Source organism: Vibrio sp. ES.051, assembly GCF_002563795.1.
In the GTDB taxonomy this organism is placed as follows: Bacteria; Pseudomonadota; Gammaproteobacteria; order Enterobacterales; family Vibrionaceae; genus Vibrio.
In genome coordinates this window covers 385,728-400,698 of sequence record NZ_PDJL01000005.1, presented here as the reverse complement: position 1 = coordinate 400,698, position 14,971 = coordinate 385,728, and the positions used below count along the sequence as shown (strand labels likewise).

Genomic DNA, 14,971 nt, shown 5'->3' with positions numbered 1-14,971 from the left:
ATTAGTGGTTATTTTACTGAAAAAAGTCGTAGTCGATTTGCATTACTAACGACAGTAATAGATGACAGCGCCATTGCCGCGCCTGCGACTACTGGGCTGAGCAAAAATCCAAATGCAGGATAAAGTACGCCTGCCGCAACAGGGATACCCAGCGAGTTATAAACGAAAGCACCAAATAGGTTTTGTTTCATGTTTTTAAGTGTAGCGCGCGACAGTGCTATCGCATGTACAACTGCCATTGGTGACGTATTCAAAATCGTCATTTGTGAGCTCTCGATCGCCACATCGCTACCGCTTCCCATCGCAATACCAAGGTTGGCTAACGCAAGAGCAGGGGCATCATTAATGCCATCCCCCACCATTGCAACGGTGTGGCCTTGAGATTGAAGTTGCGCAATGTGCTGTGCTTTTTCATCAGGCATGACTTGCGCAATAACCTCATCAATGCTCAACTCTTTACCGATGGCATTGGCTACATGCTGGTTATCTCCGGTTAGCATCACGGTTTTAATATTTTGCGATTTTAATGCAGAGAGCGCTTGTTTTGCATCCGGTTTGATTGGATCAGCAATGGCTATCAAACCTATTAGCTCGCCGTTCAATGCCACAGCTACCGGAGTCCAAGCGTTTTGAGCGCATTCATCTATTGCTTGTTGAAGCGTCTCTGTTGCAACGTTTTCCGCCTGCATAAATTGCAGTGAGCCAATAAGCAGCGGTTTATCTTGATACGTTGCCAAAATGCCGCGCCCACGGATATTCTCAAATTTATCTAAGGTCACCTCTTGTGCATCGTGCTGTTGCGCGAAGTCACACACCGCTTTTGCCAGTGGGTGCTCTGACTGACGTTCGGCGGCGTATGCTAACCCCAACAGATCTTCTTGGCTGGTGGCGTGAGTAAACACGTGCTGCACACTCGGTTTTCCTTGGGTAAGCGTGCCCGTTTTATCAAAGACGACGGTGTCAATTTTGCTGGCTAACTGCAACGCATCCGCGTCTTTGATTAAGATGCCTAGCTCTGCGGCTTTACCCACCCCAACCGTGACAGAAAGTGGGGTCGCGAGGCCAAGAGCACAGGGACAAGCGATGATCAGCACCGTCGTTGTTACGACTAACATGTAGCTGGCTTTTGGCTCTGGACCGACAGCAAACCAAACCAATGCAGCCAGTATCGCTATACCGACAACAACCGGCACAAATACCGATGAGATCTGATCGGCCAATTTAGCGATAGCAGGTTTACTACTTTGAGCAGTGCGTACCATACGAATGATGCGTGCCAGCATGGTGTTCGCCCCAATGCCCGTAGCCTCAATAATGAGAGAGCCGTCGGTATTTAATGTGCCTGCAGAAACGTGGGCCTCTTGTGTTTTGAGTACCGGAACGGGTTCACCCGTTAACATGGACTCATCGATGTATGACTCGCCATTAGCGACTGTACCGTCGACGGGCACTTTCTCTCCCGGCTTGATACGTAACTTCATTCCTAGTGTGATTTCTTCTACCGAGATTTGCTTATCACCTTTCTCAGTGATGACTGTCGCTTGTTGAGGCTGTAAGTTCACCAAAGCCTGCAATGAGCGAGTGGTGTTCGCTTTAGCTTTGGCTTCGATATAGTGGCCGAGTGAAATCAAACCAATGATCATCGCACTGGCTTCGAAGTAAACATGGCGAGAGGCGAGTGGGAACCAATCTGGGAAGATCACCACAAGCATGGAATAGAACCACGCCGCGCCAGTGCCGAGCGCTACTAAGGTATCCATCGTGGCGCGTTTGTGAGTAGCCGCTAACCAAGCGTTACTGAAGAATTGTTTTCCAGCAGTGGCAAGCAGCAGTAAACACACAACACCGATCGCGCCCCAAACCAATTGGTCATTGGTATTGCGAATCATCATATTACCGCCGGCAATCCCCCAGATCATCAAAGGAGCCCCGACGACTAAACCAGCAATGGCATCCAACTTAAAACGTTTTTGTTGCTGATGTTGTTGTTGTGCCTGCTTTTCTTGTTGAGTTGCGGCATCTTGAAGAACTTCCCCTTGATAACCCGCTTGTTTGACGGATTCTAAAATCGTTTGATGCAACGCATCAGAGTCCTCAGTGACAAAGACAAGCGCACTTTGTTCGGCTAAGTTCACTTGGGCTTTTTCTACCCCTTGGACCTTGGTCAGTGCTTTTTCTACGGAAGCCACACAACTGGCGCAAGTCATGCCTTGAATTAACATTTGCAGTTGAACCGTATCAGTTGGTGGCTCTGCTTTTGTTTGGTTGTCTGGCTCGGTATTTTGGTTTTGTTCTAACGTTGATGTTGCTGGTGATTGTTCTGTTTGAAATTCGTTGTTCGCGGTATAACCCAAGCTTGCAACGAGTTCGATGACGCGTTGCTCAGTGAGTAAAGTGCGAATAGTTAAATGCGAGGTAGAAGCGTCAAATGAAATCACTTCAGGGTCAGACGCTAGTAAAGAAGACAGCTTTTTAACGCAGCCGTCACAGCTCAAGCCAGATAAGTGAAACTCATAGTTATGACCGGCTTGATAGCCAAGAGATTCAATCGTTGCAACGATCTCGGATACAGCTGAATGGGTTTTGAGTTTTACTTGGGTCGGGGACAAATTGAGGATGGTGACATCGTGATCCGCGTGTAAAGCTTTCTCAACTTTTCGTGCACAACCCATGCAGTTAAGCCCCGCTAAAGGTACAACAAATTGATTCATAATTTGCCCTCGTTAATAGTGATGCATTGAGCTTAAACCTTGCCGTTAGGGTAAGGTCAAGCCTTTCAGCCTCGACATCAATTTCGTCAAAACCAAGGGAAATGTGGCGGGAACGTCAGGTTTTCTTGCGAGTCACCTCAAGATTTTTTCTCTCCGAATATAAAGTTCCGTTAAAACACCTAAAAGATGAATGAAGTCGATCGTGATTTTAAGGCTGCCTCAATGTCAGTGCGGTGTGAAAAATCTATTTTGACGTTTTTTTGTTTTTATTTTTCGGGTTAACTTGCTGAAAATATTTAATTTATATTCTTTTTGATTTTCTCACTTTGAAGTCGCTCAGATTGCTAGTGGTCGCGTTTTTTACCGCGAAAAAAGTTTGTCATATTTATCCCGTCCAAACGTTATTTCAAGTTCCTTTCATGTCCTAGTTAGCGAATTTGAAAATGGAATAACTAAAAAAATATAGGGGTTAAAAATGTCTTACCTAAAGAAAAGCCTACTTGCTACGGCAATCACAGGCATGATGTTCAGTGGCGCTGCTTTTGCTGATGGTGCAAACAGCGATGCAGCGAAAGAGTACTTAACTAAAGATTCATTCTCTTATGAAGTTTATGGGATCATCGCGATGCAGGCCGCGTACCGCGATTACGATTCTGGTAGCCAAGCAACGGACGATGACCTTGGTGGTATGCAGCTCAACAACGAATCTCGTATCGGTTTTCGTGGTAAAAAACAATTTGCTAACTTCAACCCTACCTTTATTTGGCAAATTGAAGGGGGTTACGTAGACCCTAGCTTTGGTGGTGAAGGTGCAGGTCTTGGTGAACGTGACACATTCGTCGGTTTTGAAAGTGCATCTTGGGGTCAAGTTCGCTTAGGTCGTGTATTAACACCGATGTACGAGTTGGTGGACTGGCCAGCGTCGAACCCAGGCCTCGGCGATGTATACGACTGGGGGGGCGCAATTGGTGGTGCTAAGTACCAAGATCGTCAATCAAACACCATCCGTTGGGACTCGCCAATGTACGCAGACAAGCTCTCTTTAGACGTTGCTGCTGGTGCGGGTGATAAAGCGGGTTTGGGTGGAGGTGATGACTACTGGGGTGGTATCGCCGCTCACTACAAACTTGGCCCAATTCAGTTAGACGCGGCGTACGAAGGCAACCGCAACATTGAGATGGAAGACCAAACGTGGGAAAACAACTCTTATCTAATTGGTGCGCAAGGTTGGTTTGATAACGGTATCTCTTTCTTCGCGCAGTACAAATACATGGAAGCTGATGGAAGCAAAGGCGTGAGTGAGAAGCAAGATGCGTTGTCGACGGGGTTGATGTACACCACCGGTGACTGGCAATACAAACTGGCTTATGCAGCGAATTTCGATTTAGAACGTGACGGCAAGACCATCGATGATACTGCAGATGATGTTGTTTCTGCTCAAGTCATGTACTTCGTCGACCCATCGGCAGTGCTTTACGTACGTGCTCGTACCCTAGACTTTGGTGACGGTGCATCCTACGCGAATGGTTACATTGACCCAGGTAATGGTACAAATCGTTGGAAGTCAGCGGACTACGACGAGTTCTCTGTCGGTGTTGAATACTACTTCTAATTTAGAAGCAGCTAAAAGGGCGGAAACGCCCTTTTTGTCTTGATAACTATTCAAATAAGCCTTTGAAATGACCGGCCTGTAAGTTTCAGAGGCTTATCTAAATTGGTATAAAGTGAGAAACCACGATGAAAAAAACAACGACACTTCTCGGACTTTGCGCAATGCTTTCTGCGCCTGCTTTTGCTGCTCAACTGACTCTGCAAGCGAAATTGGTACCTCGCGTACTCAACGGTGAGTTTGTGTACCCTGAGTGGATTTCTAAAGACAACAGCATTGAACTCAAAAAGGGTGAGAACCAGTTAGCCGTGACGGTTGGGCAAATTGTATATGAAGACGGCAAGCGCCGTAAGTTCGACTCGCAGCCGCTGGTATTGGAATTTGATGCAGAAAAAGACGCCGAACTATCGCTGACTTACAAAGCGTTCCGCACCATCGAAGAAGCGAAAGCCTTCGAACTCGCTCCAAAAGTGGTATTAAAAGACAAAAACGGCAAAGAAGTGGAATTCTCTATGGTTCAACTTCGTAAAGGTGGTTTGCAAGGTTTTCGTGATTACGAACGAGAAGTGGCAGACTATAACAACGCAATGAACAAAGCATCGACCAAGGCAAGCATTGCGTCTTCTCCGGCGGAAACCAAAACACTAAAAGTATCGTTTAATCATCTGAGCCGTGAAGAGCAACAAGAGTTTATGCAATGGGCAATGCAGAACCTGAAGTAATTTCGTTCCGCGCTTAAACCGTAAAATATGAGGGCAGTGCCTGTACTGGTGCTGCCCTGTTTGTATTTCTGCTGTCAAACCGATTGTAGAATTGACTTACGGTGGTAAAATGTCGCCACTTTTATCCTTGACATTACAACGAGAGATCTCTCGTTGATCATTACCCCTAAGGAACTCAAATGACGGTTAAAACTCGTTTTGCTCCTAGCCCAACTGGCTATCTACACGTTGGTGGTGCACGTACTGCACTTTACTCTTGGCTATACGCTAAAAACCAAGGTGGCGAATTTGTACTGCGTATCGAAGATACAGACCTTGAGCGTAACTCTCAGGAAGCGGTTGATGCGATTCTAGAAGGCATGGAATGGCTAGGTTTGGAGTGGGATGAAGGCCCTTACTACCAAACTCAACGTTTTGATCGTTACAACGAAATGGTGGATAAGCTGCTGGCAGAAGGCAAAGCTTACCAATGTTACGCGTCTAAAGAGCTGCTAGATGAAATCCGTGCAGAGCAAGAAGCAAATAAAGAAATGCCTCGCTACGATGCCAACCATCCAAAAATCAAAGCGGCAAACGAAGCGGCAAAAGATGGCGATCCATGCGTAATCCGTTTCCGTAATCCAAAAGAGGGCAGCGTAGTATTTGACGACCAAATTCGTGGTCGCATCGAAATCCGCAACGATCAAATGGATGATCTGATCATTCGCCGTACCGATGGTTCACCAACCTACAACTTCTGTGTGGTTGTTGACGACTGGGATATGGGCATCACGCACGTTGTTCGTGGTGAAGACCACATCAACAACACGCCTCGTCAGATCAACATCTACAAAGCGTTAGGTGCGCCAGTACCGACTTTTGCTCACTGTGCCATGATCCTAGGCGATGACGGTGCAAAACTGTCGAAACGTCACGGCGCAGTATCGGTAATGCAATATCGCGACATGGGTTACCTGCCTGCCGCACTTAACAATTACCTAGTACGTCTTGGTTGGTCTCATGGTGACCAAGAGATTTTCTCTCAAGAAGAGATGATTAACCTGTTCAGCCTAAACGCCGTCTCTAAGTCAGCATCGGCTTTCAACACTGACAAACTGCAATGGTTGAACAACCACTACATCAAAAACTCAGATCCAGCGTACGTTGCAGAGCACCTACAATGGCACCTCGATCAACAAAAACTGGATGTGACTAACGGTCCTGCAATCACGGAAGTGATCAAGCTAGTAGGTGAGCGCTGTCACACGCTAGTTGAGCTAGCGGAGCAAATCCGTTACTTCTACGAAGATTTCTCTGAGTTTGAAGCGGGCGCAGCGAAGAAGCACTTACGTGGTGTGGCTAAAGCACCGCTAGAGCTGGCTCTAGCAAAAGCTGAAGCACTGACAGAGTGGACGACAGCGAACATCAAAGATGGTGTTATTTCTGCTGTCTGTGAAGAGTTGGAAATCGGCATGGGCAAAATCGGTATGCCATTACGTGTTGCTGTAACCGGTGGCGGTCAGTCTCCTTCTGTAGATGCAGTAATGGAACTGGTTGGCAAAGAGCGTTGTATTGCTCGCATCAAAATGGCACTAGCATTTATTGCCGAGCGTGAAGCAAACGCATAAACACGATGAATGACTAGTCAAAAAGCCGTGATATTTAACACGGCTTTTTTGTATTCTAAAACTGACAAGTATCTATTCTTCTATCTTTTGATTTCTATTTTTAATCGTGAAAGCTCCCCTCAAGATTCATCGCTACAGATGCATGGATTACTTGAGGTCAATACTATTTAATCGCCCCATGAACGTCAGGATCTCTAAGTTATCTTTGTGTGCTTCCAATAATGCTTTTTTGGTTTGCATATAGGCAGCCAACTTACCGTATTTACTGATAGAACGTACGATGGTTTTATATTTATATTCGCCATTTTCGTTAAACTCTCGCCATTTAGCGATGTAACAAGTATCTCGGTTATCAGGGTTCTCAAGAGTTGGATTAGGTTTGTGAACAATTTTAGGTTCAACGCTGTGAGGAAGCCGAGTCATTAGGTAGGGATCTTTCAATAGACGTCGCCAAAATTTGCCCCACATTTGCCGACCCAATTCATTCCTGAGTTTGATGGCTTTCTTCAAGCCTTTCTTTTCTCCAATACGCACAAATCCCACCGAGCGGTGCAGTACCGTATCCTCCGGTGTATGGATATGAATCTTGAAGGCAGTTTTGCCTTTCGAGATAAAGCGGTGTCCGGTGTTAGTGATTAAATTGCTCTTAGACATAGTGCTAACTAATAATCTTGTTAATAGCCAAAAGGGTAAGCAAAACTCATAGACAATTAAAGTAATAAAATACAAAACTGTAAATAGAGTGCCAATAAAATGATTTCAAGAGGAGGAGGTCTGAATAGTAAGTACTTACGTGTCAGGACATTCTCGGCAAAGGTTTGTACCTATAATGTCCCGGAAAATGAGTATAAAAAGTCTTAGCCCAATAAGGAGCTAAGACTAAAATATGGCGCCCCCAGTAGGATTCGAACCTACGACCTGTCCCTTAGGAGGGGACTGCGCTATCCAGCTGTGCCATGAGGGCGTAATGCCAATAGTCGTAATTCATTGGAGCGTATTGCTGAGTCAAAGCTTGGCAACGGTATCGATTCACTTGTCCGTGTCAATCTGAACACCTAACGACGACAATGGGCATCATCAAAAAAGATGACTTGCCTATGATATTCAAAAGTGAGGATACCTCAAGGTTTAATGCTTGCTTTTATAATATCTTGTTCATAACGTCGCCAATTTGGACACTCGATGCTAAATTTGGCTGATCAATGGTCAATTCTGCTTCGTTCTCATAAATACGTGATACCGTCAATGTGATCTCACTTTGTGAAACTTTGTTACGTGGTAAACCATTTTGGTCAATGAAAGAGGCGGTATGCCACAGTTGCAAGGTGTCACCTTCTTTTACGCCATGCATACGACCAAGATCCATGGTTACAGTGTTGCCATAAACCGCCACCACTTCTGGTAGTGTGATTTTACAAGACAACTCTGACTCCAAATCCAGCATGATATTACGACTAACGCGAAGCATCATCTCGCCGTAGGCCGACGCCCAAAAACGAGCGCTTCTGGTATCGACTTGACTGGTTTTCGCAAATGGCCAATGAGCGACTTCTCGATAGTTTTTGTGGAAGACTTCATGGCCGGTTTTGCCATCAAAAACCTTCATCTCTAACGCAAACTGACGGTTGATAATGTCATCTTGCAATATTTGAGATTCGACGGTGGCGGTTAAATCCGTAATCACGCCACCAATGATGTATTGTGCTCCGTTGTCTTGAGCAATCATTTGAGTGCGGGCAGGGTAATGGCTGTTGATGGAATAGTCAGTGGTTCCTACGGACACAAAGCTACGAGAGGTTTGATCCAATTGGCGGTTCACCACTCGGCTGAAGTCATCCCCAACTTGATAGAGCTGTCCCATTACGGCTTGCTGTGGTGATGCGATCTCAATGTTACCGACAAGCATCGTCTTCTTGTATTGAGCGGTATGGCAACCCGTTGCCGACGGATAAATGTCTACACGGATTTTGACCTCGACTTTTCCGCGGCGCTTACGTTCAGATTCGACCAGAATGTAACGGACTTCATGGTTAGTGAACAGATACTCTTTACGACTTTCTTCCAATAGCGGCATTAAATTGCTCACACTGCCAATATCGGCGCCCGAAAAATTAACAGCTTTAAATAGAGCGTCTTCCAGTGCATGTAATCTTGCCGTTTCTTCAGAAGAAACGATGGTGGCAACGCCTGTTACTTCGTACCACGATGCCACGGCTCTAAAAGGCAAAAGCATTATGAAAGTGATTGAAAATAGGCTGATTAATATTTTTTTCATTGATTATAACCATTCAGGTATAAATATTGCTTTAACAATTCTAGTGAAGTTTGGTGGATTTGTCTTCGTTAGGCAAACAAAGGAAAGCAAAGATTGTTCCAATATTCACTTTCTTGGAAAGTAATTAATGAGAGCTGTGTCACCTAAGATTATCTGGAGAATCAAACCATGAGAAAGTGGCTTATCGCCGCATCGATGATGGCGCTTTTGACATCATGCGCGTACTCACCAATTTACAATGGTAAAGAACCCTATTCGGGGAGCCAGTTCATGCTTATGGACAGTCCACGTCATACGATGGACTTTTTCATTGAAAGCATGACGGAAGATCTAATGGTTTCTAATGTAGCGGTATCAGCGCGCACGCCGATTGCTATTACGTCGTTTGTTGATCTACAAAGTATGGATGCAACGAACTGGTTAGGTAACTCTGTATCTGAAGGGTTTATTCATCAGTTCCAGCGCCGCGGTTTTAAAGTGGTTGATTTTAAAACCACAGGCTCAATTCAAGTGACTCATCAAGGTGACTTTGCGCTAAGTCGTGATTGGCAAGAGTTGGCCCACGAGCAGCAAGTTCAATATGTATTAACCGGAACCATGTTGCGCCAAGAAGGTGGCGTATTGGTGAACGCTCGTGTGGTGGGCATGCAAAGCCGTGTCGTCGTCGCAACAGCACAAGGTTTCTTGCCTGCGGATCGTATTGGTCGTGATTTAGATACATTAAACAGCATCCGCACACAAGATGGTGTGCTGATTCGTTCTGATCCAACCATTCGTCAGCCTTACACCGTGATCCTCCGTCCATAGGATAGAACCATGAAGAAGTTATTATTTATTATTGCCACACTGATTTTGGTGGGGTGTCAGCCATTACAACAGATGCGCCAAGATGAGATCTTAGTGGCGGTGGGTTATGCAAGTGTCACTGAACAAACTGGTCGTACCGTTGAAGAAAAGCGTGTGCGTGCTATGCGAGCATCAAAAATCGATGCTTACCGCGAGTTAGCGGAACAAGTTTACGGCATGAGAGTAAGCGGTCGTGCAGAGTTACAAGATCAGCGTTTAGGCATAGAGAATACGACGGGAGCCGTTGATGGCGTAATTCGAGGGGCTGAAGTCGTGCGGAGTTACCTCGTCGAAGACAGTTACGTGACAGAGCTGCGTCTCGATATTCGTAAAATGGATAAATTGCGTGATTACGGAGAAGTACAACAGGTGCCAGAGAAGCGACAACAGACCTTGTTCTAATTCGCATAGAGCGAATATTCCCAGTGTAGATAATCTGTCCAGCGGCTAATTGATAACAATTGGTCGCTTTTTTACACGTGACATACCAGACAGGGGGATTGAGCTGTGATAGTTAAGCTTTAATATTGGTGCCTAGTGTGGAAATGGTGTGGGTTTTCCCGCCAGCATTGTAAGTCATACCCACTTTGCCATGGGTGCGCTGAAGCATGTTATTGAGTTTATTAAAGCTCAATTGTGCGCGATGAAGCGATTCACCGTTGACTTGATTGACTTGTTGGCAGTCAAGCACGATTGATTGAATTTGGGTGACAACCTGACTTAGGTTTTCATCCTCACTAAGCTGATTGACGTGTGGATGAGAGGCGATTCGCTGATCTGTGGTTCTCAGTTGTTCAATAAGTGTCATTTTTTGTTTAGCAATACTTTCTATCTCTGTAGAAACATGGGCGGTAATCGCTTGTGTTTCCTGACGCAAAACAGCAGAAAGTGCCTTGGCATTTTCTAGTTGGAAGTTTACGAGATCGACTAATGCTGCCATACAATACTTACCTTGAGCCTAAGTCAGTTAGCTTTTGCCTTGCAATTCGTTTTCAAACTTAATCATATTGTCAGCCAGTTTTTCAGGGTCGACTTTGTATGAACCGCTTGTTATTGCTTCTTTGATTGCCGCCACTTTTGCGCTGTCATAAGCCGGTGAATCAGCCATATCCTTTTGGAGTTTGCTGACGGCTTTACCTTGTTGACTGAGTGATACCGCGTCTTGTTGTGCTGGCGATTTTTTTGATTCTGTCGTGCTGGTCGCATTCGAATCGTTACGTGCAGGTGTGCGGTTGGTCGTCGTCATCACTTGCCCTGAACGTATATTGTCTATACCTGCCATGTTTAACCTTTTGCCTTGTATCGTAATACGGGTATTCAGGGTATCGACCTATGCAAAAAGAACTTTAGTCCTATTTTGCGTTTTTATTGATCAAACTTGAACACGTTAACAGTGAGTATCAAAAATTAACAGTGATTTCCGCAATGTCAGTCACTATGCCTTCAATTATACGTTGTGACTTATCATTTTTCACTCTGACTTGATCGCCAGCTGCACCATCTTGCAGCGCTGTGCCTTGTGTTGTGATTGTCATGCCAGCATTTATCGCTTTTATGGTCACTCTCTCATTGCGGCACACTACGCAAACGTCATTCCGCTCAACAACATCACCAAGACGTACATTACGCTTCAGTTTTGCTCCAATAGCTTGTTCATAATGAGAAAAACCGTCTTTACGAAAGCGTTGTAACTCAATCATAGAAATCGTTACGTCGGCGGCGCTGATAATTTCTCCTCTTCCAAGCGGGCGCGTGGCCACAATCATGGGGATCGAGACTGAAACCCTCACAGGTACATACACTTTCCAATCGTCAGCTGGGCATTCGACCAAAACATTAATGTTGCTACGTGTGCTGCTGGTGGAAGAGGCAGAAGTATCAAGGGGGGCTGGACAATCCGTTGCTTTTATTCTTGAGTCAATATTTGCCGCATTAGCGGATAACTCGCCACCTGTAGGTTGTTCAACGGTGGCAAGAATATGCTGCTCTGCGGCCGCTTTTATTTGTTCTATCTGACTATCAGTGGCTGAGTGAACAAAAAAACTAAACATACTGAGTAAAATGCCGATAAACTTAGCGTATTTTGTAATTAGCGCTCTACATGTTGCCATAGTCAATGGTGTCGAAGTTAAAGTGAAATACGCCATACTGTCTCCTTGGTATCGTGTTGACCAAGGGTAGAGTATCATTTAAAAACAAAAAGTTTGAGATGGAGATGAGCATATGACGGGGATTCTTGACTCGGTGAATCAGCGTACGCAACTCGTCGGTCAGAACCGATTGGAATTATTGACCTTTCGACTGATGGGACAACAGCGTTACGGCATTAACGTATTTAAAGTGAGAGAAGTACTGCAGTGCCCTAAGCTGACGTTAATACCGAATCTACACCCGCTGGTAAAAGGTATCGCTCATATCCGCGGGAATACTGTATCTGTTATTGATTTGAGCCTGGCAATTGGTGGCCGTCCAACCACTGATATTGATAAGTGTTTTGTTTTGATTGCTGAGTTTAACCGTTCGATCCAAGCGTTTTTGGTCTCGTCGGTTGAGCGTATTACCAACGTGCATTGGGAGGCGATATTGCCGCCGCCAGAAGGGGCGGGTAAAGCGCACTACTTAACCGCAGTGACGAATATCGATAACGAGTTAGTTGAAGTTCTTGATGTTGAAAAAATCTTGGCTGAAATCGCGCCAGTGGATGAAACGATGGATTCTGCTATCGGTGAAGAGATTGCGCAAGCAGAACAAGAAAAGCCTATCGTGCGACGCGTGCTTATTGCTGATGATTCCACCGTGGCTCGTAAACAGGTAGAGCGAGCGATTACGTCAATTGGCTTCGAGGTCGTATCAGTGAAAGACGGCAAAGAGGCGTACAATAAGTTGATTGAGATGGCTCAAGAGGGCAACATCTACGAACAAATATCACTGGTGATTTCCGATATTGAGATGCCAGAAATGGACGGTTATACATTAACCGCTGAAATTCGAAGACATGTCGATTTGAAAGACCTTTATGTTATCCTCCACTCTTCGTTAAGTGGTGTTTTCAACCAAGCGATGGTTGAACGTGTAGGGGCCAACTCCTTCATTGCGAAATTTAACCCAGATGAATTGGGTAACGCGGTTAAATCTGCATTAACACAATAAAAGAGACATTAATGACTGCTATTACAATCAGTGATCAAGAGTATCGTGACTTTAGCCGTTTTCTAGAATCGCAATGTGGCATCGTACTAGGGGATAGCAAGCAGTACCTCGTGCGTAGCCGACTGAGTCCGTTAGTGACGAAGTTTAAGCTCGCATCCTTATCTGATTTGCTACGTGATGTCGTATCAGGGCGTAATCGTGAGTTACGCGTAGCCGCTGTCGATGCGATGACGACTAACGAAACCTTGTGGTTTCGAGATACTTATCCGTTCACCGTTTTAGCTGACAAACTATTACCAGAAGTGGCGGCAAATAAACGCCCAATAAAGATCTGGTCTGCAGCCAGTTCATCAGGCCAAGAGCCATACTCTATTGCGATGACGATTCTGGAAACGCAACAGCGTAAGCCTGGCATGCTGGCAAATGTTTCCATTACGGCAACCGATATTTCTGCGAGCATGTTAGAAATGTGTCGCGCAGGCGTGTATGACAACCTCGCTTTAGGGCGTGGACTTTCTCCTGAGCGTCGCCGAACTTTTTTTGAAGATGCCGACGGTGGTCGAATGAAAGTGAAAGACAATGTGAAACGCTTAGTCAACTTTCGTCCACAAAACTTGATGGACAGCTACGCGCTCATGGGCAAGTTTGACATCATTTTTTGTCGTAATGTGTTGATTTATTTCTCACCTGAAATGAAGTCAAAAGTGCTCAACCAAATGGCAAACAGCTTAAATCCAGGCGGTTACTTGTTACTTGGTGCGTCAGAATCGTTAACGGGTCTGACTGACAAATTTGAAATGGTACGTTGTAATCCAGGGATCATTTACAAGCTTAAATAGCGAAATCTCTTAAATAGATAATAAAGCCTGATCTAGTGTCAGGCTTTTCTTTTTCTGTGTTCATTGTCACTTTGGTTTCGCCTTTATTCTTGAGTGTAGGCGATACACCCTCGCGCTTCTCTTAACGAAACCGCCTCTCGTCTTTGCCTAGTTATCTTATCTAGGTGTATCTTTACTAAACCTAAGCATCTTTAGTTTACTTGAGTATAAATAACCTGAACTCCGCTTATGTAAGTGAAGTGGGATGACATTCCAATCACTTTGGCTTACTTATTGCTGTCTAAACGGATGATAGCGAGCCACCAATATAGTGTTCCCTTTTTTTGGCACACTAATTGCTTTTAGTTATCAATAACGGTCAGTTCTTAATTGTAGAGGCAAACATGGCTATATCTTTTGACAATGCACTAGGCATCCACCAGCACACGGTGGGCGTACGTGAGCGTAATGCTGAGGTGATTTCTACCAACATCGCGCAAGCAAACACGCCTGGTTACAAATCAAGAGGTTTAGACTTTGCTAAGGAATTGCAGGCGGCAGCCTCAGGGGCAAGCATTGGTCTTAGTCGTACTGATGGTCGGCATATTCCTGCCACTGCAACGTTGACAGGTGACAAACTATATCGTCTTCCCACTCAACCAGATACGGGTGACGGCAATACGGTCGATTTGGACTTAGAGCGTAACTTATTTATGCAAAATCAAATCAGACATCAAGCATCACTCGAGTTTCTAGGCAGCAAATTCAAGAACTTAACCAAATCTATTAAAGGGGAATGATTTAGATGAGCTTATTTAACGTTTTCAATGTGACAGGTTCCGCAATGAGCGCTGAGTCTGTTCGTCTGAATACTACCTCAAGTAACTTGGCGAACGCTGACAGTGTTAGCAGTTCTGCGAAAGACACCTACAAGGCGCGTCATGCTGTATTTGGTGCGGAGTTAAGTAACGCCATGCGTGGCGGTGATACGGTGCCAGTGAAAGTGATGGGAATTGTAGAAAGCGATAAACCGCTGAGTGCGGAGTACAAGCCTGATCATCCCCTTGCAAACGAAGAAGGCTACATTTACAAGCCGAACGTTAATGTAATGGAAGAAATGGCAAACATGATTTCGGCTTCTCGCGCATACCAAACCAATGTGCAAGTCGCGGATTCAAGTAAACAGATGCTGCTGCGTACGCTGCAGATGGGTCAATAAGGATAAGGAGGTAG

Annotated in this window: 15 protein-coding genes and 1 tRNA gene; 9 read left to right on the top strand and 7 right to left on the bottom strand. The window is 45.2% G+C overall.

Annotation, left to right across the window (positions count from 1 at the left end; all coding sequences use genetic code 11):
• Positions 1-8: 8 nt before the first annotated feature.
• Positions 9-2,711, bottom strand: coding sequence for a heavy metal translocating P-type ATPase (locus ATG66_RS15965; RefSeq protein ID WP_098416249.1), 2,703 nt, complete (start codon positions 2,709-2,711; stop codon positions 9-11).
• A gap of 475 nt (positions 2,712-3,186) precedes the next feature.
• Here ATG66_RS15965 and chiP point away from each other — a divergent pair, with 475 nt between their 5' ends.
• The 3 genes from chiP to gltX all read left to right on the top strand — a co-directional run bounded on the left by chiP (position 3,187) and on the right by gltX (position 6,649).
• On the top strand, positions 3,187-4,323 hold the full coding sequence (gene chiP, locus ATG66_RS15960; RefSeq protein ID WP_098416248.1) for a chitoporin: 1,137 nt from the start codon (positions 3,187-3,189) through the stop codon (positions 4,321-4,323).
• Between the two features lie 125 nt (positions 4,324-4,448).
• Positions 4,449-5,042, top strand: a complete 594-nt coding sequence (locus ATG66_RS15955; RefSeq protein ID WP_098416247.1) for a YccT family protein — start codon at positions 4,449-4,451, stop codon at positions 5,040-5,042.
• A 179-nt stretch (positions 5,043-5,221) separates the two neighbouring features.
• Positions 5,222-6,649, top strand: a complete 1,428-nt coding sequence (gene gltX / locus ATG66_RS15950; protein ID WP_098416246.1) for a glutamate--tRNA ligase — start codon at positions 5,222-5,224, stop codon at positions 6,647-6,649.
• A 147-nt stretch (positions 6,650-6,796) separates the two neighbouring features.
• Here gltX and ATG66_RS15945 read toward each other — a convergent pair whose 3' ends face one another.
• From ATG66_RS15945 to ATG66_RS15935, 3 genes are all read right to left on the bottom strand, one after another.
• Positions 6,797-7,303 carry a Fe3+-citrate ABC transporter substrate-binding protein gene (locus ATG66_RS15945; RefSeq protein WP_179885703.1) on the bottom strand — a complete coding sequence of 169 codons (507 nt, stop codon included), beginning with the start codon at positions 7,301-7,303 and terminating at the stop codon, positions 6,797-6,799.
• A gap of 233 nt (positions 7,304-7,536) precedes the next feature.
• Positions 7,537-7,613, bottom strand: a tRNA-Arg gene (locus ATG66_RS15940).
• A gap of 177 nt (positions 7,614-7,790) precedes the next feature.
• The gene (locus ATG66_RS15935) at positions 7,791-8,924 is read right to left on the bottom strand and encodes a flagellar assembly protein FlgT (RefSeq protein WP_098416244.1); all 1,134 of its coding nucleotides are present in this window, start codon (positions 8,922-8,924) and stop codon (positions 7,791-7,793) included.
• 168 nt (positions 8,925-9,092) lie between these two features.
• Between ATG66_RS15935 and ATG66_RS15930 the strand changes: the two genes are divergently transcribed.
• Positions 9,093-9,731, top strand: a complete 639-nt coding sequence (locus tag ATG66_RS15930; RefSeq protein ID WP_098416243.1) for a FlgO family outer membrane protein — start codon at positions 9,093-9,095, stop codon at positions 9,729-9,731.
• A gap of 9 nt (positions 9,732-9,740) precedes the next feature.
• Positions 9,741-10,172 (top strand): flagellar assembly lipoprotein FlgP, encoded by a 432-nt coding sequence (gene flgP, locus ATG66_RS15925; protein ID WP_098416242.1) that lies wholly within the window; start codon positions 9,741-9,743, stop codon positions 10,170-10,172.
• A 112-nt stretch (positions 10,173-10,284) separates the two neighbouring features.
• Here flgP and ATG66_RS15920 read toward each other — a convergent pair whose 3' ends face one another.
• The 3 genes from ATG66_RS15920 to flgA form a co-directional block, all read right to left on the bottom strand.
• Positions 10,285-10,710, bottom strand: coding sequence for a flagella synthesis protein FlgN (locus ATG66_RS15920; protein WP_098416241.1), 426 nt, complete (start codon positions 10,708-10,710; stop codon positions 10,285-10,287).
• Positions 10,711-10,737: 27 nt separating this feature from the next.
• Positions 10,738-11,052, bottom strand: a complete 315-nt coding sequence (flgM, locus tag ATG66_RS15915) for a flagellar biosynthesis anti-sigma factor FlgM (protein ID WP_098416240.1) — start codon at positions 11,050-11,052, stop codon at positions 10,738-10,740.
• Between the two features lie 118 nt (positions 11,053-11,170).
• Positions 11,171-11,917, bottom strand: a complete 747-nt coding sequence (gene flgA / locus ATG66_RS15910; RefSeq protein ID WP_098416239.1) for a flagellar basal body P-ring formation chaperone FlgA — start codon at positions 11,915-11,917, stop codon at positions 11,171-11,173.
• 76 nt (positions 11,918-11,993) lie between these two features.
• Between flgA and ATG66_RS15905 the strand changes: the two genes are divergently transcribed.
• From ATG66_RS15905 to flgC, 4 genes are all read left to right on the top strand, one after another.
• Positions 11,994-12,920 carry a chemotaxis protein CheV gene (locus ATG66_RS15905; RefSeq protein ID WP_098416238.1) on the top strand — a complete coding sequence of 309 codons (927 nt, stop codon included), beginning with the start codon at positions 11,994-11,996 and terminating at the stop codon, positions 12,918-12,920.
• 11 nt (positions 12,921-12,931) lie between these two features.
• The gene (locus tag ATG66_RS15900; RefSeq protein WP_098416237.1) at positions 12,932-13,759 is read left to right on the top strand and encodes a CheR family methyltransferase; all 828 of its coding nucleotides are present in this window, start codon (positions 12,932-12,934) and stop codon (positions 13,757-13,759) included.
• A gap of 383 nt (positions 13,760-14,142) precedes the next feature.
• Positions 14,143-14,538: a flagellar basal body rod protein FlgB gene (gene flgB, locus ATG66_RS15895; RefSeq protein WP_098416436.1), complete on the top strand. Its 396-nt coding sequence runs from the start codon at positions 14,143-14,145 to the stop codon at positions 14,536-14,538.
• Between the two features lie 5 nt (positions 14,539-14,543).
• Positions 14,544-14,957 (top strand): flagellar basal body rod protein FlgC, encoded by a 414-nt coding sequence (flgC, locus tag ATG66_RS15890; protein WP_098416236.1) that lies wholly within the window; start codon positions 14,544-14,546, stop codon positions 14,955-14,957.
• The last annotated feature ends 14 nt before the right edge of the window (positions 14,958-14,971 follow it).